Annotated in this window: 18 protein-coding genes; 8 read left to right on the forward strand and 10 right to left on the reverse strand. The window is 62.9% G+C overall.

The annotated features are described in order from the left end of the window. Positions 1-113 precede the first annotated feature (113 nt). On the forward strand, positions 114-1697 hold the full coding sequence (locus PG899_RS00445) for an alpha/beta hydrolase (protein ID WP_190283644.1): 1584 nt from the start codon (positions 114-116) through the stop codon (positions 1695-1697). A 125-nt stretch (positions 1698-1822) separates the two neighbouring features. Here the strand turns inward: PG899_RS00445 and PG899_RS00450 are convergent, their stop codons facing one another. Together PG899_RS00450 and PG899_RS00455 are read right to left on the reverse strand one after the other, a co-directional pair. Further along, complete coding sequence (locus tag PG899_RS00450) at positions 1823-2191, reverse strand: VOC family protein (RefSeq protein ID WP_010634411.1); 369 nt, start codon at positions 2189-2191, stop codon at positions 1823-1825. A 153-nt stretch (positions 2192-2344) separates the two neighbouring features. Then, positions 2345-2812 carry a hypothetical protein gene (locus PG899_RS00455; protein ID WP_190283645.1) on the reverse strand — a complete coding sequence of 156 codons (468 nt, stop codon included), beginning with the start codon at positions 2810-2812 and terminating at the stop codon, positions 2345-2347. Positions 2813-3068: 256 nt separating this feature from the next. Here PG899_RS00455 and PG899_RS00460 point away from each other — a divergent pair, with 256 nt between their 5' ends. Next, the gene (locus tag PG899_RS00460) at positions 3069-3746 is read left to right on the forward strand and encodes an HNH endonuclease (protein WP_232105234.1); all 678 of its coding nucleotides are present in this window, start codon (positions 3069-3071) and stop codon (positions 3744-3746) included. 58 nt (positions 3747-3804) lie between these two features. On the opposite strand, the gene PG899_RS00465 is transcribed toward PG899_RS00460, so the two are convergent. From PG899_RS00465 to PG899_RS00480, 4 genes are all read right to left on the reverse strand, one after another. Beyond that, on the reverse strand, positions 3805-4392 hold the full coding sequence (locus PG899_RS00465) for a histidine phosphatase family protein (RefSeq protein ID WP_077095539.1): 588 nt from the start codon (positions 4390-4392) through the stop codon (positions 3805-3807). 143 nt (positions 4393-4535) lie between these two features. Further along, a complete protein-coding gene (locus PG899_RS00470; protein WP_005299461.1) occupies positions 4536-5189 on the reverse strand; it encodes a helix-turn-helix transcriptional regulator in 654 nt (217 codons plus the stop codon). Positions 5190-5247: 58 nt separating this feature from the next. Then, entirely contained in the window at positions 5248-6537 is a 1290-nt protein-coding gene (locus tag PG899_RS00475; protein WP_270696766.1) for an L-cysteine desulfidase family protein, read from the reverse strand. Between the two features lie 22 nt (positions 6538-6559). Then, the gene (locus tag PG899_RS00480; protein WP_005299455.1) at positions 6560-6943 is read right to left on the reverse strand and encodes a Rid family detoxifying hydrolase; all 384 of its coding nucleotides are present in this window, start codon (positions 6941-6943) and stop codon (positions 6560-6562) included. 248 nt (positions 6944-7191) lie between these two features. On the opposite strand from PG899_RS00480, the gene PG899_RS00485 reads away from it, so the two are divergent. The 3 genes from PG899_RS00485 (at position 7192) to PG899_RS00495 (ending at position 11260) form a co-directional block, all read left to right on the forward strand. Then, on the forward strand, positions 7192-8487 hold the full coding sequence (locus tag PG899_RS00485) for an amino acid permease (RefSeq protein ID WP_041218311.1): 1296 nt from the start codon (positions 7192-7194) through the stop codon (positions 8485-8487). Between the two features lie 189 nt (positions 8488-8676). After that, the gene (locus PG899_RS00490; RefSeq protein ID WP_179101330.1) at positions 8677-10683 is read left to right on the forward strand and encodes a methyl-accepting chemotaxis protein; all 2007 of its coding nucleotides are present in this window, start codon (positions 8677-8679) and stop codon (positions 10681-10683) included. 286 nt (positions 10684-10969) lie between these two features. Continuing rightward, entirely contained in the window at positions 10970-11260 is a 291-nt protein-coding gene (locus PG899_RS00495) for a hypothetical protein (protein WP_179101331.1), read from the forward strand. Between the two features lie 74 nt (positions 11261-11334). Here the strand turns inward: PG899_RS00495 and PG899_RS00500 are convergent, their stop codons facing one another. Then, positions 11335-11523, reverse strand: coding sequence for a hypothetical protein (locus PG899_RS00500; RefSeq protein ID WP_011705509.1), 189 nt, complete (start codon positions 11521-11523; stop codon positions 11335-11337). Positions 11524-11805: 282 nt separating this feature from the next. After that, complete coding sequence (gene speA / locus PG899_RS00505) at positions 11806-13707, reverse strand: biosynthetic arginine decarboxylase (protein WP_024943754.1); 1902 nt, start codon at positions 13705-13707, stop codon at positions 11806-11808. A gap of 27 nt (positions 13708-13734) precedes the next feature. Between speA and PG899_RS00510 the strand changes: the two genes are divergently transcribed. The 3 genes from PG899_RS00510 (at position 13735) to PG899_RS00520 (ending at position 17864) form a co-directional block, all read left to right on the forward strand. Further along, positions 13735-13992, forward strand: a complete 258-nt coding sequence (locus tag PG899_RS00510; RefSeq protein ID WP_143238953.1) for a hypothetical protein — start codon at positions 13735-13737, stop codon at positions 13990-13992. 782 nt (positions 13993-14774) lie between these two features. Continuing rightward, complete coding sequence (pepT, locus tag PG899_RS00515; RefSeq protein WP_041218310.1) at positions 14775-15998, forward strand: peptidase T; 1224 nt, start codon at positions 14775-14777, stop codon at positions 15996-15998. A gap of 141 nt (positions 15999-16139) precedes the next feature. Next, positions 16140-17864 (forward strand): lysophospholipid acyltransferase family protein, encoded by a 1725-nt coding sequence (locus PG899_RS00520; protein ID WP_077095543.1) that lies wholly within the window; start codon positions 16140-16142, stop codon positions 17862-17864. Between the two features lie 62 nt (positions 17865-17926). Here PG899_RS00520 and PG899_RS00525 read toward each other — a convergent pair whose 3' ends face one another. Both PG899_RS00525 and PG899_RS00530 read right to left on the reverse strand, forming a co-directional pair. Next, entirely contained in the window at positions 17927-18238 is a 312-nt protein-coding gene (locus PG899_RS00525) for a SelT/SelW/SelH family protein (RefSeq protein WP_077095544.1), read from the reverse strand. A 37-nt stretch (positions 18239-18275) separates the two neighbouring features. After that, a complete protein-coding gene (locus PG899_RS00530; protein WP_270696770.1) occupies positions 18276-19397 on the reverse strand; it encodes an adenosylhomocysteinase in 1122 nt (373 codons plus the stop codon). Positions 19398-19452 lie beyond the last annotated feature (55 nt).

Here is a 19452-nt window from a genome sequence, read left to right on the forward strand (position 1 = left end):
CTGTCTGTACTTATCACCTTGTTTCCCTTAGGCTTTAAGCCAGCTTTCGACCCTTAGTACGGCCGCCGTGGACGCGGGGCCGCCCCTCTTTTATCAGTGCCAAGGACTCTCCCATGCTGGCTCGCACCCGCCACCTCGTTCGCCGCCTTCTTCTCAGCCTGCTGGGCTTGCTGCTGCTCGGCTGGGCCCTGGTAGCCTACTTCGCCTGGCAGGCGGCGCCGCTGCAGCCCTGGCACACCCTGGTACCGCCCGAGCTCAGCGCCGAGCAGCTCGATAACAGCGACTGGCAGGCCTATCTGGCCCACGAGCAGCAGCTGTTCGAGCTGGTGACCAAGGAGGTGATCGCTAGAACGCCGCCGGAGCAGCAGCTCGACAGCAATCGCTACTATCAGGATGCCCCCATCAATCCGGCTCATTTTGCAACCGACTGGAACCGCTCCTATCTGCTGCGCCCGAGCGGCGAGGTGAAAGGGGTGGCGGTGTTCCTGCACGGTTTGACCGACTCCCCCTACAGCTTGCGCCACCTGGCCCAGCGCTACCGCGAGCAGGGCTTCATCGCCCTGGGGCTGCGCATTCCGGGCCACGGCACCGTGCCGGCCGGGCTGGTCGACATCGACTGGGAGACCTGGCTGGCCGCCACCCGGCTGGCGGTGCGCGAGGCCAGGGTGCTAGCGCCAAGCCCGCTGCCGCTGCATCTGGTGGGATTTTCCAACGGCGGGGCGCTGGCGGTGAAATATGCGCTCGATGCGGAAGGTGACAAGACTGGGGCACTGGCAAGGCCGGATCGGCTGGTACTTATCTCCCCCATGATAGGGGTGACCCGCTTTGCCCGCTTCGCCGGCCTCAAGGCGGTGCCCGCCCTGCTGCCCGCCTTTGCCAGCGCCGCCTGGCTCGACACCATGCCGGAGTTCAACCCCTTCAAGTACAACTCGTTTCCGGTCAACGGCGCACGCCAGTCCTACCGGCTGACCCACGCCATCCAGCAGCAGGTGCGTGAGCAGGCCGCCAGCGGCGAGCTGGCGGCCTTCCCGCCCACCCTCACCTTCCAGTCGGTGATGGACTACACCGTCAGTACCCGCTCCATCATCGCCGATCTCTATCACTTCCTGCCTGCCAACGGCAGCGAGCTGGTGCTGTTCGACATCAACCGCGGCACCCTGTTCGGCCCATTGCTGAGCAGCGCCTCCGAACTGGCGCTGAGCCACCTGCTGCCGCGCCCGCCGCTCTCCTACCGGCTGACGGTGGTGGGCAACCAGGCTCCCGCCAGCACCCGCACCCAGGCCAGTAGTTTGCCGGCCGGTGGCGGGCCTGAGCAGATCCAGCCTCTCGACATCGACTACCCCAGGGAGATCTACTCCCTCTCCCACGTGGCCCTGCCCTTCCCGATGGATGACCCCCTCTACGGCATGGCGCCACGGCCCGAGCAGCGGGAACAATACGGCATCAACCTGGGGGGCCTGGCACTGCGCGGTGAGCGCGGGGTGCTGATCGTCAACCCCGGCGCCCTCACCCGTACTTCCTCCAACCCCTTCTATCCCTATCTGCAGGAGAAGGTGATAGAGACGCTGACCGCGCCAGCCCAACCGCCGGCCGGCAAGCAGCCAACCCCGGTCTGGGACAGCGAAGACGAAGCCGCCTATCAGGCGGAGCGGGAACAGTTTCTACAGGATGCGCAGGAGAGCGAGGCTCCCTTTTAGAGAGCCCTGGCCAGGGCTCATTGAGGCTGTACGTCAGGATGGGGCCAGCGCGAGGCCTCTCGCCACTTGCCCCGATCGTCCCGGCAGGGCGACATCCACTGGCCGTCACCCGATGCCAAGCGCCATCAGGGATAACGGCTGATCTCAATCAGGTTCTGATCCGGGTCCAGGCAGTAGACCGACTCGATGGGGCCGCAGGCCCCGCTCTTGGTCACCGGCCCCTCCACTATCTCCACCCCGTGGCAATGGAGCTGGGCGATGACCTGTTCCAGCGGCCAGCGGGTGATGAGGCAGAGATCCCCCGAACCCACCTGCGCCCGGTTGCGCGGCTCCTGCCCCAGCAGTTGCAGATTGATCTTCTGGTTGCCAAAGCGCAGGGCCCGGCGCCCCGCCCCGAAGGTGATGGCTTCCATGTTGAGCACTGAGCTGTAAAACGCGACGGCCCGCTCGATATCACTGACCGTCAATACCAGATGGTCGATATGGCTGATCATGTCCCCTCCTGGCTGATGTGTGTCGATAGCGCTGGCCCGACAGACGGGCCTGTGGGCGCCCTCATCATACCCAATTGTCTACCAATCAACTGTGCCGAATGGCGCAAAGATGGCCGAGCAAAGCCGCTAGCTGAGTGAAGGCGGCGGTGGCCTTCACTGCTGCGGACCACACGCCTGATCACGCTGGGCCAGCAGGGTTTCATCATCACTGTCCATCGCGGCCAGAATGGCTTGATTGCAGGCGCGCTCAGCCTGCCGGGCCGCATCCGGTTTGCTCTCGCGAATGTCGGCGATCATGGGGCGGTAGTTAACTGAAGCGGCGCAATACATGGCGCGATACTGAGGCTGCTGTGAGTGGCTGTCATCCTGGCGCGACAACTGATCGCACAGCTTGCTAAATAGCGCTGCCGCCTTGACGGTGCATTGGCTGAAGCGCCGTGCATCCTGCTCGTAGCTGCGGCAGACGCTTTTCGGCTGCAGCTGCCAAAACTGGAAGGCAAAGGGGATTTGTTCCCCCTCATACTCCACCACCAGCGACTTGAGCTCAGTGCCATAAATATCCGATACCTGCTGCTGTACCAGATTGAGATAAGCCGAGAAAAGATAAGAAACCGGATCCATCACCACCTCCTTGTGGTTGACCTGGGTGAACTGACGTTTGTGACGCCCCTGCGCTAAGCCCCTAATTAAAGGACCCACTCTAGCCTACCGTTTACTATCAGCTAATTGCTTGATGATGAACACATTATTGTGCCAACACAGCTGAAATAAGGTGTCGATTGGATTAAGATGCGCGCCATATCAGGTAACTCGGATGGGGCCATCCCGATCATGTCGGGGCTCAAGGCGACCGAGAAACAGTGCTGAGGAGCCAGTTTTGCGCGGGACATGGACAGAAGAGGAACTAAGGGCGACGGTCAGCGTCTACCTGGCGATGCGCACCATGGAGCAAAATGGCATCCCCTTCGTCAAAAAACGCTATTACACCGAACTTGCTAACCAGTTTGGCCGCACCGAGAAGGCATTCGAATATCGAATGCAGAACATTTCCTATATCTGCGCCCTGCTAGGGCGGACCTGGGTATCAGGTCTCAAACCGGCTAAAAACGTGGGCCCCCACAATGCCGCCATCATAGAGCGACTGCTCTGTGAACTCGATGGCCAACCCTATACCGGCAAGGCTGCTTTTGAGCATCAAGTGAGCCGCTACAAGATCAAGCCAGTACTCCCCACGCCCATCGGCATCCAAGAACCACAGCAGCGTTATGCAACCAACACAAGCTATGGGCGAGATCCAAAGGTGAAGGCTTGGGTATTGATGACGGCGGCAGGCCATTGCGAAAGCTGCGCACAACCGGCCCCTTTTCATGCCACCACGGGGGGCGCCTTCTTAGAGGTGCATCATCTGCGCACACTCGCCGAAGGGGGTTCGGATACCATCAGTAACACAGTGGCGCTCTGCCCTAATTGCCACCGTGAGCTGCACTATGGCGTCAACCAGGCACATAAACGTGAGGCCCTTTATCAGGCGCTGCCCAGGCTGGTGCGAGAATAACGTGCCTTCTGCGCTCATAAAAAAATGGCTCGCCAATGGCGAGCCATTTTGGTCTGGGTCAGCAGGGGATCCGCTCGATGCGGCCGTCGCTCAGTTTGAAGAAGGCATCTTGCGGCAGCTCCTGCAGCCAGGTGGTGGTGTAATCCAAGTCCGCATAGGCGCCGCGCAGCATGGCGCCGAACAGGCCGTGGGAGACCACGATGGCGCGCTCGGCGATCTGCTCATCCTGCAGCCAGCTCAGCGCCCGGCCTTGAATGCTCTGAAAACTCTCCCCCTCAGGGGCTTGCAGATACCAGTCAGGCTGTTCCAGATCCAGCTCGGGGTGGGCCGCCAGCAGCTCGGGCACCCGGCGACTCTCCCACTCCCCCATCCCCAACTCCACCAGCCGCTCGTCCCAGACGATACGCGCTTGGTCCAAGCCAAGCTGCTGACACACCCGCTCCGCGGTCTGGCGCGCCCGACCGAGGGGGCTGGCGTAAAGGGTCCAGTCGGCAGGCTCCGCCAGGAGCTTGGCCAGACGAGCCCCCATGGCGAGGGCCTGGGCTTCGCCCTTGGCGGTCAGTTCGGAGTTGCAGCGCCCCTGCAGCCGCAGTTCGGCGTTGTAACGGGTCTGGCCGTGGCGCAGCAGATAGAGGGTACGGGACATGGTTTCTCCAGCAGGTTCAATGAGATAACAAAGACAGAAGAGGCATGATAACAGATGCGCCGGGGCAGCCAAGGCGCAGGCGGGGGGCGGAAAAAACAAAACGGGCCAATGCTGACCCGTTAATGCTGGCTGGCGGCGCGCGCTCAGCCCTTCTTGATCTCCCGCAGATAGCGGTAGATGGAGTGAACCGAGATGCCGAGCTGGCGAGCGGCTATCTGGGCGCTGTCCTTGAGCTCGAAGATGCCGAGCTCGTGCAGCTGGTTGACCATGACCCGGGTCTTCTGGGACGGGGGCACCGCCTCATTGCCGCGCACCTCGGCACTGACGGTGTCGATGGTGCTGTTGAGGGCCTCGTCGATGTTGCGGGCAAACACCTCCGGGGTGGCGTGACCATCGTGGCCGTGCAAGCACTCCGGCATCATGGTACGCAGCACGGATTGCAGCGGGGCATCCATGTCGGTGTTGATGCAGAGCAAGCCGATGGCCTGCCCCTCGCCATTGCGAATGACGGTGGTGAGCGAGCGCAGCGTCTTGCCGGTGGCGCACTTGGTCATGTAGGGGCTGGAGATATCCTGCCCGCTCTTGAGTTTCATCATCGCCAGGTTGGTGATGGGGGCACCGACGCTGCGCCCCGTGATATGGCCGTTGGCAATCTTGATGATCGACGGATTGCGCGCATCCAGGCTGTGCAGCAGCACCTCGGTGTGCTGACCATACATAGCGGCGATGCCGTCCACGATGATCTCCATCGCCTTGAGGATCTCGAAATCGGTCTGACTCAGCTCTTGCAGCTTCACATTGAAACCTTATAAAAGGGCCGCCGACCCGGGCAAGGGTGGCAGCCGACAGGGACACTCAGGCGGACATGATATCAATAATGGTGCTGTCTGTGGCAGACATGCCGTCTTTGACCATCTGGCCCACGTTGCGAATGGTCTGCTCCACGTTGCCCGCCACGATCCCCTGCCCCGACACTGCATGGCTGTTGAGCGCCATCAGGAAGCCGCGCACCGCCGCCCCGGAGGAGGTGCTCACCTTCATGGCGCAGGAGGCCTTGGCGCCGTCGCACACCATGCCGGCGCTGTCGCTCAGCACGTTCTGGATGGCGTGGCAGGATTGTTCGAAACTGCCGCCCGCCAGATAGACCATGGCCATGGCGGCCGCCGCGCTGGTGACCGTGTTGCCGCAAAAGGCTGACAGCGGCGGATAGTGGGACTTGATGTAGATGGCCCCCAGGTGGCTCATGATGAGGGCGCGGGCCAGCTGCTCTTCGCTGGCACCGAAGCGCTCGGCGATGACCACCACCGGGATGGTGGCGGCGATGCCCTGGTTGCCGCTGCCAAAGTTGCTCATGGCCGGCAGACTGGCGCCCCCCATGCGGGCATCGGAGGCCGCCGCGGTGCGCATCACGATGCGGTTCATCACGTCCTCGCCGATGAGGCCGGCCTGGATGTTCTGCTGCATGGTGCGGCCGATCTCGAGGCCGTAGGGGTTGTTCATCCCCTCGTCGGAGAGTTTGCCGTTGAGCTCGGAGGCCTGCAGGGTAAAGCGGATCTGCTCGAACTCCACCTGGGTGGCGAACTCATGAATGGCGGCGATGCTGATGTCGACCCCGTCGCAGATGGCACCGGTGGCGCCGCCCTGGCCCTGCTCGGCCGTGAAGGTTACTTCATCATTGCGGCGCTGCTCGACGATGCGGGTATGGCCGCCGCACAGGGTCACCTCGGCGCTGTGCTCGGTGCCCTCTGCATCAAGGCCCAGCAGCCGGACCCGGCAATAGATGAACTCGGGGGCCGAGGTACGGCTCACCTGCACCTGGCCTGCATCGATCAACTCCTGCGCCTCTGCGACCTGGGCCGGCGTGATGGCGGCCAGCACCTCCAGCCCGGCCTCGGCGTTGCCGCCGATGGCACCGGCGGCAGCGGCAATGGCCAGCCCGATCTTGCCGGTGCCCGGCACATAGACTCCCATGGAGTTCTTGTAGAGGTTGTCCGAGACCACCACCTCCAGCCGGACGGGCTTGCAGCCCAGTTGCCGGGCGGCGACGGCGGCGGCATAAGCGGCGGCGATGGGCTCGGTACAACCCAGCGCCGGTTTGACAACCTGTTGAATAATCTGCAGATACTGCTGCCACGCTTGCTTCATCAGAACACCCTTTCTATCAACATTAACCAGCGATGTGAGCGATCGCTTCCACTTCCACCCTGACACCCATCGGCAGATCCTTCACCGCAAAGCAGCTGCGGGCCGGGCAATCTTTCAGGAAATAGCGTTTATAAACCTCGTTGAACGCGGCAAAATCACTGATCTCGGCGAGATAGCAGGTAGTCTTGAGCACGGTATCCAGGTTGCCGCCGGCGGCTTCCAAGACATGCTTGAGGTTCTCCAGCGCCTGACGGCTCTGGGCTTCGATGCCCCCTTCCACCACGCCGCCCTGCTGTTTGCACACCGGCAGCTGGCCAGATGTAAAGATGAGGTCGCCATAGGCAGTGCCATGGCTGTAGGGACCGATGGCATCGGGTGCGGCATCCGCCACGATGATCTTTTTCATATCGCCACTCCTTAAAATGCAATTATTTTTGCAATCAATAGTCTCGTCTTGTTCAACATTATTTGCTTATTAGGCATTCCATTCAACTAAAACCTGCAAAAACAGCGATAAATTCGGTAGCAGGCGCAAATTGAAAGCGTGATCTGTCTCCCTCTTTAGGTAGAAGGGCGATAAAAAGCATTGTTTTGCCGCTTTTTATTCAACTATATTTGCGCCTGATTTTTACCCCTACAAAAACAAGGTATTTTATGGACGCGCACAGTACGACACTCACCCGGCCCGTGATGGGCACGCTGGAATGGAAAGAAGCGGTTCGTTTTGACAGCACCGACTGGGGCTGGGTCATCATGAGCATCGGCATGGCCATCGGGGCGGGGATCGTCTTCCTGCCGGTGCAGGTGGGATTGATGGGGCTGTGGGTGTTTCTGCTGTCGGCGGTGATCGGCTACCCGGCCATGTACATGTTCCAGCGCCTCTTCATCAATACCCTGGCCACCTCGCCCGAGTGCAAGGACTACCCCAGCGTCATCAGCGGCTACCTCGGCAAGAACTGGGGCGTGCTGCTTGGCGCCCTCTACTTCGTGATGCTGGTGATCTGGGTATTCGTCTACTCCACCGCCATCACCAATGACAGCGCCTCCTTCCTGCAAAGCTTCGGGGTCACCCAGCAACTGCTCTCCGAGAATCCCTTCTACGGGCTGGTACTGATCTGCGCCCTGGTGGCGCTGGCCTCGCGCGGCGAGAACCTCTTGTTCAAGATCTCCACCTTCATGGTGCTGACCAAGATCAGCGTGGTAGCAGTGCTCGGCCTGATGATGGTGGGCAAGTGGGATGCAGCCAACATCACCGCCATGCCGGCCAGCGGTGACTGGCTGAAGGATGCCATCGTCATGCTCCCCTTCACCCTCACCTCCATTCTCTTCATCCAGAGCCTGAGCCCCATGGTGATCTCCTACCGCTCGCGGGAAAAATCCCTGGAAGTGGCCCGCTTCAAGGCGATGCGCGCCATGAACATCGCCTTTGGCATCCTGTTCGTGGTGGTGTTCTTCTACGCCGTCTCCTTCACCCTGGCCATGGGCCACGAGCAGGCGGTCAAGGCCTCCGAGGAGAACATCTCGGCGCTGGCCATGGTGGCGCAAGGCATGCCGGGCCAGACCCTCAAGCTGCTCAGCCTCACCCTCAACATCTTCGCGGTGATGACCGCCTACTTCGGCGTCTATCTCGGCTTTCGTGAGGCCTGTCAGGGGCTGGCGATGAACCTGCTGCGCCGGGTGATGCCGGAAGATCGCATCAACAAGGGGCTGGTGGGCAAGGGCATCATGCTGTTCACCGTGCTGCTCTCCTGGGGGGCCATCGTGCTCAACGCCCCGGTGCTGAGCTTCACCTCCATCTGCAGCCCCATCTTCGGCATGGTGGGGTGCCTCATCCCGGCCTACCTGGTCTATCAGGTGCCGGCGCTGCACAAGTACAAGGGGGTCTCCCTCTACATCATCATCGTCACCGGCCTGCTGCTCTGCGTCTCGCCCTTCCTGGCGTTCAACTGAGCCACGACCTTCTCCAATCGGCAACGGGCCCCCCTGAGGGTGGCCCGTTTTTCTGACCCATTCAGCCCCCCTCGCCATGGGAAAAAGCCAAGGGGATCACAACTTCCACCCCGCCCCCAGCCGAGCCACCCGACGAGGAGTAATATCCAGCCATCCCGCTACACGCCCCGTCGGGGCCCGAGGCTTCATATGAAATGGATATTCACGCCCGCCATCCGGCTCGGCAATCAGCTCTCCTTCAAGTACAAGTTTTTGCTCTGGTCCTGCCTGATGCTGCTGCCGCTCGCCTACAGCATGACCAACCTGCTGGGTCGGCTGCAGGATGACAACGCCCAGGCCCGCAAGGAGCTGGCCGGCGTGGTCAAGCTGGCGCCGCTGCCCGCCATCGAGCAGGCCCTGCTGACCCATCGCAACCTAGTCACCCGGCACGGCTATGAGCAGAACCCGGTCGGCGAGGAGGAGGTCAAGGCCGCGGCCCGGGCCGTCGATGCCAGCCTGGCCGCCTTCGCCGCCACCAAACAGCAAAACCCCGTGTTCGATACCCTCGCCCAGGAGTGGTCCAGCCTGCAAAGCGAGGCGCTGGGGCTCGAGGTGGATCAGAGCAACCTGCGCCACGACAAGCTGCTGACCGAGGTACGCCACCTCTACAAGAGCATCACCGCCGCCAGCAGCCTGGTGCAGGATCCCGCGCTCGGCACCTACTACATGGTGGTGCTCGCCAGCGAGCGGCTGCCGCAGCTGCGCGATCTGCTGGCCCAGGTGCGGGACAGGGCCGCCACCATCGCCGACTTCGGCCTGTTTCAGGCCCAGGGCTATAGCGCCCTGCGCTTTCGCCTCGACCTCATCAACGCCACCCTGCAGGAGCTGGAGGCCGACCTGACCCTGCTCTATGAGATGGCCCCCGCCTATCGCAGCGAGCTGGGCCAGCAGACCGACGCCCTGCTGCAGCAAGCCCATCAGGGGGTCGACACCCTGGAAAACAAGATGATGAAGGATCAGCAGGTGCAGCTCTCCAGCAAGGAGGTGCTGGCGCTGGGGGATGGGCTGGATGCCGCCATCACGGCGCTGGCGGGTCAGGTGCGCCAGCGGCTGGAGGCGGACCTGCACCAGCGCATGACCACCAACCAGCACCACTTCTGGTGGGTGACCGGGCCGCTGACCGCCATCCTGCTGGTCTATCTCTACCTGATGATCGGCGCCTACCTCTCCTTGCGCGGCACCGTGGGTCGGGTGCGGGAGATCGCCGCCCGGGTCAACGCCCAGGATCTCAGCCAGCAGATCGAGATCGTCGGCCAGGATGAGCTGGCGGCCATCAGCCGGGATTACAACGTGACTCTGCAGACCCTGCGCACCCTGATGCTGCGGGTGCGGGAGAACGGCGTCAGCGTGGTGGAGAGCGCCACCGAAATCGACGCGCGGACCTGCCGCTCCCAGGAGGTGATCGCCGATCAGCAAGGGGAGACCCATCAGGTGGCCACCGCTATCAAGGAGCTGGCTGCCACCTCCCACGACATGGCAGGCAACGCCCAGCAGGCCGCTCGCATGACCCAGGAGGCGCAGGCCGTGGTGGGCCAAGGCGAGGCGGTGGTCGAGCGTACCATCAAGGCCATCGACCACATCAACCGCGAGGTGCTGCGCACCGCCGAGACCATCGGTCAGCTGGAGCAGCAGTGCAGCCAGATTGGTGGCGTCATCGGGGTGATCCGCGGCATCGCCGAGCAGACCAACCTGCTGGCGCTCAACGCCGCCATCGAGGCGGCCCGCGCCGGCGAGCAGGGGCGCGGCTTCGCGGTGGTGGCCGACGAGGTGCGCTCGCTGGCCAACCGCACCCAGGGGGCCACGGTCGAGATCCAGCAGATGATCGAGCAGTTGCAAACCGGCGCCCGCGCCTCGGTCAGCGCCATGTCCGCCGCCAGCCGCGAGGCGCAGGAGGGGGTCGGTCTGGCCCAGGAGGCTCAGCAGGCCTTTGGTGCCATCACCGAGCGGGTGGGCAGCATGGTCGACACCAACTCGGTGATCGCCAGCGCCATCGAGCAGCAGGGGGCCGTGGTCAACGAGATAGAGCGCAACGTGGTGCGCATCTCCGATGGCAGCGACGAGGCGCTGCAGGTGGCCAACGCGGCCCGCGACGCCGCCCGCCAGATCCACCAGCTCACCGAGCAGCTGCGTGCCATGGTGCAAAGCTTCGTGCTCTGAGCCAGCCCCCGTCACTCACCCCATCACCAGCCCCTTGCCGGGGCTGGCTTTTTTTGCCAATTCAGACCGTCAGGCTGCATTGTTTTTCTTGGCGAAAAAAGTATCAACTGCCCATTGTGCGATGAGGAGAAAGCGGGGTAATCTTCAGCCACAACAAGATTCGAACGTTACCTTTATTGCCTGCAACAGGCCCGGGGATCAGTTCGACGCCCGAGAAACAGTTCGACGAAAGTTCGGCGAGAGGAAGCTCGCATCACGACACACAAGTTCAGGCGAGGTATCGCAAATGGCGAAGTACCAGTTTTTCTCTATCCCGGCCTCCAACCGGCAGCAGTACACCTTTATCGACATGGCCTCCCCCACCTTCCTGCCCGAGAAAGAGGCGCTGCTGGCGCAGGGGTTCGAGGTGGAAGAGGATTTCATCGACGCGGCCAACCCGCGCGAGGCGGTGGAGAAGTATCGCTCCCACTTCCTCTATGTGGCCGATGAGATAGGCAAGTCGGACGCCGGTTACGCCGCGGCCATCGCCGTGCAGGCGCTCGGCAAGACACTGCTGGGGCAAAACCGAGACAATTGAGCAGATAAATGAAGCGCGGCCAGCGGCAAGCTGCCGATGGCCGCAGGCAATGCTGGCAATGCTGGCAATGTAGTTCAGCAGCGGGCGAGCTGGCGGAGCATCTCGATAAGTTCCTCCTCGCTGCTGGGCTCATAAGCCAGCTGCAGGCTCGGCGCGGCGCCCCCCATCAGCATGTAGACGTGGGTGCTGCAGTGATCGTAGTGATACCACTTACCGTCGATACAGACGTCGGTATAGCATCTCGGGTCCCTTTCAAGTTCCATACGCACATCCTTTTGTTACATCCCTTCAACATCACTCTGACCGTAAGATAACCCGGCCGCTGCAAACTTGATGCAGATCAAGGGAAGCGACGGCCGACGCGGATATCTGCCGGATCTGCGGCCCATGGGGCCCAACACCGACATCTATCAGCCGCACTCAACCCAAGATGCACCCCGCCGGCGCCTGCTGCGGATCATGCGCAACAAAAACGGCGCCCGCAGGCGCCGTTTTTTTATGCCCGCACCACGTGGTCTCGCGGGGCGGGTGAACAAGCCTTGGGCTTATTCGTCTTCCAGGTAGGCGTAGCCTTGCAGACCCAGCTCCAGCTCGTCGAGCAGGGCCTTGCGGGTCGCGTCGTCCAGCGCCGGGTGGGAGACGATGCGCTGGTAGTTCTCGCGGATGACGGACGGGTCGATGTTGACGTAACGCAGCAGCTGGTCGACGGTGTCGCCGCGCACCACGTTGCGAATGTCCATCTTGCCTTCGTCATCGAGCCACACTTCCGCGCAGTGGGTGTCACCGAACAGGTTGTGCAGATCCCCCAGGATCTCCTGATAGGCACCGACCAGGAAGAAGCCGACGTGGCACTCTTCGTTCTCGCCATACACCGGCATCGGCAGGGTGCTCTCGACCCCCAGACCGTCAACGTAGTGCTCGACCTGACCGTCGGAGTCACAGGTGATGTCCATCAGGATGCCGCGGCGGGTGAGCGGACGCTCGAGACCGGCCAGCGGCATCACCGGGAACACCTGACCGATACCCCAGGCATCCGGCAGGGACTGGAACAGGGAGAAGTTGGCAAAGCACTTGTCCGCCAGTTTCTCGGAGAGCTCGTCCGCCAGCGCACGGTGGTTGCGGTTGACCGGGTTGAGCAGCTCTTTGAGCGCCAGACAGGTGTTCTGGTGCAACATCTCGGCCCAGGCGCGTTGCTCCAGGTTGAGCAAGCCCATGGTGTACTGGGTATTGACGTCACCCAGGTCAGCCACCGAGTCGTGGAAGATCTCCAGCAGGGAGGGATCTTCGCTGCGCAGGTCCAGCCAGCCTTTCCACATGTTCTGCAGAATGGTGGGCGCATCGTCGTCCGGTGCGCTGATGTCGTTCATCTCCACCCCTTCGGCACCAATGATGTTGGTAACCAGCACGGCGTGGTGAGCGGTCAGGGCACGGCCGGACTCGCTGATGATGGTCGGGTGCGGCAGGTCGAACTCGCGGCAGACATCGCCGATGCCCCACACCACGTTGTTGGCGTACTCGGAGAGGCTGTAGTTGGCGGAGCAGTGGCTCTGGGAACGGGTTCCCTCGTAATCCACCCCCAGGCCGCCACCCACGTCAACCACTTCGATGTTGGCACCGAGGCGACGCAGTTCGGCGTAGAAACGGCCGCACTCGCGGATGCCGCCCTGGATGTCGCGGATGTTGGCGATCTGGGAACCCAGGTGGAAGTGCAGCAGTTGCAGGCAGTCCAGCTTGCCCAGCCCGCGCAGACGCTCGATCAGCGCCAGGATCTGGGAGGCGGACAGACCGAATTTGGACATGGAGCCGCCGCTCGATTCCCACATGCCGGAGCCGGTGGAAGCGAGCTTGGCACGCACCCCGATGTTGGGCTTGATGTTGAGACGAGCTGACTCGTCCAGCACCATTTCCAGCTCGGAGGGCTTCTCCACCACGATGTAGACCTTGTGGCCCATCAGGTTGCCCAAGAGGGCGTGGCGGATATATTCGCGGTCTTTGTAACCGTTGCAGACGATCACCGAGCCTTGCTCATGGTGATGGGACAGCACGGCCAGCAGTTCCGGTTTGGAACCAGCTTCCAGGCCAAGCCGGGGCTTGTCGCTGTAGGACTGGCTGATGGTCTCGATGACGCGACGCTGCTGGTTTACCTTGATCGGGTAAACACACAGGTAGTCCCCTTCATAGCCTGACTTCTCAATGGCCTGACCGAAGGCGTTGAACAGCGCATCGACCCGACTCTTGAGGATGTCGGGGAAACGCAGCAGTACCGGAGTGGTCAGCCCGGATTGACGCAACTGTTCGATGGCGTCGGAGAGCACGATCTGTGCATCAGGGCGTGATTTGTCGGGAGCGACGGTCACATGACCGGCGTCATTGATGTTGAAAAAACCCGCACCCCAGTAGGGAACGTTGTAGACCTTCAAGGAGTCCTTGCTGGACCAGTTAGTCATGGGCTATGCCTCGCAAATGAGCGGCCGGTGGCCGCCTTCGTTACCCTCAATCACATCCAGACCATCGATGACAAGGTGCGGCGCGCCGAGGCGGCCTGCCGGCTCGGGAAGGGCGACTCCTGCAACCTGCGCGCACTACGCGGCGGGTTGACTCAGGCCCTTCCGTCACATCCCTTGCACATCGCGGCAAGCCTAGGCTGCCTGGTGGATCTTGGGGAAGTAACGAGTCTTGATGTGGGGCTGGTGGCTTTACATCAAGCTCAACGGTATGCGGTGCTGCGCTAACAGCGCCGCGGTACTTTGATGACGGACAGCATCAGCCACGCGGTCCGTTCATCATTCGGCAGCCATTACGACAGCAAGGGAAGGTTTCAAGGAAGAGAAGCGAAGGCGTCAGCACGCGTGCGTGTTGATAGACGACAACAACCACAGCCAGCTCAGCACCAGTGACCGCCCATGACAAGGGAAGATGATGAGCCGTTGGCTCACTCGGTCAGCTGGACATTGAGTGTCCGTTGTTCTCCCTGATACCGGAGCCTAACCGGTATTAAAGAAACCATACCCTAGCAGTGTCTGTCGTTGCTGCGTGCCTCGCCCTATAGGCGTCTGATCTTCCGGGAGTCTGGCGGCCTCTGCCTGCTCAGGGTTACCCTTGGATCGGCGCGGAGTGTACACACTTACCGCCAGCGGTGACAATAAAAAATAGTGTTCAAAAACTGCTTTTAATAAGGCGATCAAATCTTGCTGCCAGCAGGCCTGGCAAGCGGGGGAAGAAGTCCGTCCACCCCCTCTTTTCCACCCTGAAAATAACGCCGGTTTGCGCCATCCGTTGTCGCCCCCGACCCCCTCAGCGCTGAGCGCCTGCCGAGCCACATCACAAGCCGCTTAAAAATGTCAGCAATTGGATATTTTATGCTGTGCTTGATATCAACAACCACAGCCTGAACCACCTTACACGTTTACAGCCAGATCTTCGCCAAAAAATGCGGCAAAAACTGCGCTGACGCAAAAAGCCGCGCCGCCAGATTGGCCACAATGGCCCCTCCCCACCGGTACGAGGCTTGCCAATGGATACCTTGCTTGAGCGTTTTCTGCGTTACGTGACTTTTCATACCCGCTCCGATGCGACCAATCCCGCCTGTCCCAGCAGCGAGGGACAGCTCGTCTTCGCCCGCGCCCTGTGCGACGAGATGCAGCAGATGGGACTGAGCCGGGTCACCCTGGACCAATACGGCTACCTCACCGCCTGCCTGCCGGGCAACCAGCCGGACGCGCCGGCCATCGGCCTCATCGCCCACATGGATACCGCCGACTACGAGGCGGCGCACGTGGTGCCCCAGATCATCGAAAACTATCAGGGCGGCGACATCTGTCTGGGCAAGGGGGACGAGGTGCTGGCCATTCGCGATTACCGCTTCCTGAAAAACTACCTGGGGCAGGATCTTATCACCACCGACGGCAGCACCCTGCTGGGGGCCGACGACAAGGCGGGCATCGCCGAGATCCTCACCGCCATCGACCACCTGCTGGCCCACCCCGAGATCCCCCGTGGCGATGTCTGGGTCGGTTTTACCCCGGACGAGGAGATAGGCCGCGGTGCCGACCGCTTCCCGCTGGACCGCTTCCCGGCCAAGTGGGCCTATACGGTAGACGGCGGCGAGCTGGGCGAGCTCGAATACGAGAACTTCAACGCCGCCGGTGCCACCGTGCGTTTTATCGGCAACAACGTGCACCCCGGCACCGCCAAGGGCAGCATGATCAACAGCCAGACTCTGGCCGCCCGCTTCCACGCCGCCATGCCTGCCGAGCAGACCCCGGAGGCGACCGACGGCTATCAGGGCTTCTTCCACCTGGCCCAGATGAACGGCACAGTGGAAGAGACCAGCCTGCACTACATCATCCGCGACTTCGACGACGAGGGCTTCGCCGCCCGCAAGGCCCAGCTCAAGGAGCGGGTCGCCTCGCTGCAGCTGGAGGCCCCCAGGGCGCGCATCGAGCTCACCCTGACCGACAGCTATCGCAACATGCGCAGCCAGATCGAGCCGCACATGCACATCGTCGAGCTGGCCAAGGCCGCCATGCAGGCCGCCGACGTCACCCCGAGGATCAAACCCATTCGCGGCGGTACCGACGGCGCACGGCTCTCCTTTATGGGGCTGCCCTGCCCCAACCTGTTTACCGGCGGCCACAACTTCCACGGCAAGCACGAGTTCATCCCGCTGCAGTCCATGGAGAAAGCGGTCACCACCTTGGTGGAGCTGGTGCGCCTGACTTCGGCCTGGCGCGGCTAAACCGGCCATCGTCACCGCCATGACCAAAGAGGGGAGCCGGTTAACCGGCGCCCCTCTTTGCCATCAAACTGTCATGCCGCTGCCATGGGGCGGGAACAGAAGGGCGTCACGCTAGGGCAACGACTCATCGGAGCCCAGCCCATGTTCAGTGTCGATGCCCTGCTACAACAACACCTGCCCCGCCTCTCGGCCCACGGTCTGCTGCGCCCCCTGCTCCGGCAGGGGCTGCGCTGGCTGCTGCACGAGCAGGCGTTTCAACGCTTCGCCACGAGCCATCCCCACCTGCGCGGACTCGACTTCGTCGAGCAGGCGCTGACCGAGCTCGACTTCGACTACCGGGTGAGCGAGGCCCAGCTCGAGCACATTCCGGCCAGCGGCCGGGTCATCATCGTCGCCAACCACCCCATCGGCTCCCTCGACGGGCTGGCCCTGCTGCGCCTGCTCGGCCGCATCCGGCCGGACGTCAAGATAGTGGCCAATCAGCTGCTGGCCCAGCTGACGCCGCTGCGCCCCCTGCTGCTGCCGGTGGACAACCTGGGCGGCAAGACCGACCGGCGCGCCATTCTGGCGATGGGGGAACACCTGGCGAGCGAAGGGGCGCTGGTGATCTTTCCCGCCGGCGAGGTGTCGCGCCTCGGCCCCAAGGGGGTCAAGGACGGCCCCTGGCAGGCGGGCTTCATCAAGCTGGCCCAGCGCACCCGCACCCCGCTGGTGCCCATACACCTGGACGGGAGCAATGGTCTCTCCTTCTATCTCGCCGCCTGGCTCCACAACGACTGGGCGGGGCTGTTGCTGGTCAAGCAGCTGTTTCGCCAGCAAGGGAAACGCCTCGGCGTCACCATCGGTGCCCGCATCCCGGCCAGCGGAGTGCAGGAGCTGCCCGCCAAGAGCGCGGCCCGGCTGGTGCGCAGCCACCTCTACCGAGTCGGGCGCGGCAAGCGGGGGTTGCTGACCACCGAGGCCCCCATCGCCCTGCCGGAGGAGCGCCGTCAGCTCAAGCAGGCCATCGACGCCTGCGAGGCGCTCGGCCATACCCCGGATGGCCAGGGGATCTACCTCTACCGGCGCCACGAGCTGAGCCATTCGGTGATCCTGCGCGAACTAGGGCGCCTGCGGGAAATCGCCTTTCGGGCGGTGGGGGAAGGCTCCGGCAGGCGGCGGGATCTCGATGCCTTCGACGATGACTACCACCACCTGATCCTCTGGGATCCGGCCCGGCTCGAGATCATCGGCGCCTACCGTTTCGCGCCGGTGGCCGAACTGCTGACCAGCAAGGGGCTCGGCGGCCTCTACAGCCACACCCTGTTCGGCTTTGAAGAGAAATTGCTGCCCAGGCTGGCACTGGCCATCGAGCTTGGCCGCAGCTTCATCCAGCCCGCCTATTGGGGCAAGCGGGGGCTCGATTACCTCTGGTTCGGCATCGGCGCCTATCTGGCCCGCTATCCCCGCTACCGCTACCTGTTCGGCCCGGTGTCGCTCTCCGGCAGCCTGCCGGCGGCGGCCAAGGATCTGCTGGTGAGCTTCTATCGCCAGTACTTTGCCCCCGAGCTCGCGCTCGCCCCGTCGCGCCGCCCCTACCCCGCCACGCCGCCGCTGTTTGCCGGGCTGGATTACGGCGCCGATCTGCGGGAGCTCAAGGCCCGCCTCGACAACCTGGGTTGTGCCATCCCTACCCTCTACAAGCAGTACTCCGAGCTGTGCGAGCCGGGCGGCGTGCAGTTCATGGATTTTGGCATCGACCCCAACTTCAACCACTGCATCGACGGCCTGGTGTGGGTGGATGTGAGCCGCCTCAAGCCCCACAAGCGGGCCCGCTATATCGGCCTTCCCGCCGAAGATGAGCCGTGTACAGCTGACGACCATTGAGCGAACGCCACAACGAGAGAGGGAGGCCTGTGCCTCCCTCTCTTTGTCATTGATGCTGTGGCCTACTCGGCGGCCGGCTTGCGATCGGCGTGGCCAAGATCGCGCTCGGGGGCGATGACATCGCGCACCCGCTGCTTGATCTCCTTGGCCTCGGGGAAGCCATCGTCGGCCACCCGATCCCACACCAGCACCCCGTCCACCAGGATGCGGAACTCCCCCTTGCTGGCCGGCACCAGCGCCACCTCCCCCAGATCGCTGTCGAAGGTGGAGAGCAGCTCCTGGGCCAGCCAGGCGGCGCGCAGCATCCAGCGACAGAGGGTGCAGTAGCGGATCTCGATGCGGGGTTTGGGGGGGGGCAGCGTCGTGTCGCTCATGTCGTCACTCCATCAATGGCGGCTAAGAAAAAGGCACTCACTGGGCGACCCCGTGGAAGTCGGCCAGCCAGTGGCGGGCAATGGTGCGCATGGTCGATTGCGGCAGGTCGAACAGACCGGGGGCCAGCGGCTGCAACGCCAGCTGACGCACCCCTTCGATGATCTCCGCCAGCACCAGATAGACATATTCGCCGATGACGGCGCCGTGGACGAAGTTGACCGCCTCGCCCCGGTTTAGCAGGAAGATGGTGCTGCCATCGGGGCGGGTCAGTGCCAGCACGTGGGGGCACACCTCCTCGCTCGGCCAGAGCAGCTGGGCGAGGCAGAACGCAAACTCGTCGTCCGCCGAGGTGACCGAGGCGACCATGGTGCCGGGGCGCAGCTGCTGCAGATCCGCCAAGTCCAGCGCGCCGTTGCCGGTGGAGCAGATCACCAGCTCGGCCCGACCGAGGGCTTCGGCCTTGCCCACCAGCTTGAAGCCGTGGGAGAGCGCCTCCACCTGGCGCAACACGTCGGTCTCCACCAGCTCCAGATGCAGGTTGCGGCACCTGAGTTCACGGGCGATGCTGCGGCCCACCTTGCCGTAGCCGAACAGGGCGGCCTGGCAGACATTGAAGGTGCGGTTGAGGGTGCGGGCCAGGGATTCGGCGGAGTAGACCACGCTCAGGCCAATCTGGATATCCTCGGCCTGCTTGAGGGGGCTGCGCGCCACCGAGATGACCGGGGTGGCCAGCATCTCCTGCTCGTAGCGCTGATGGCCGTTTTCGGTCATCTCCACCACCCCGAGGAAACGGGGGCCGAAATACTCGCTGAGGGTGACCTGGGTTCTGGCGAAATAGCCCCCGATATCGAGGATGATCAGCCGCTCATGGGGCGCCACCAGCGGGGCTATGTGCTCGATCACCCCCTGCGGGGTGTTGGTCCACTGGCGATTGAGGGGCAGTACCGGATAGTGTTGCTGGGCCCAGGTCAGGGTCGGTCCATGCACTGACTTGGGTTTGGGCAGGATGGCGCCGATCCGCCCGATCTGATCGAGGGCCTGGATAAACTGGGGGCGATCGGGAAGCAGATGGGTAACCAGCAGGATGCAGAGCCCGTCGAGACGTCCCTGCTCGGTGAAATGGCGAAAAAACAGATGCTCAGATCCTTGACTGCGCAACTGTGGCCTCCTTAGCGCGCCGCAAACAAGCAGGCAAACAGAACCCGGTCAGACC

The sequence above is a fragment of the Aeromonas sp. QDB39 genome (genome assembly GCF_027707585.1).
GTDB classification, from domain to species: Bacteria; Pseudomonadota; Gammaproteobacteria; order Enterobacterales; family Aeromonadaceae; genus Aeromonas; species Aeromonas hydrophila.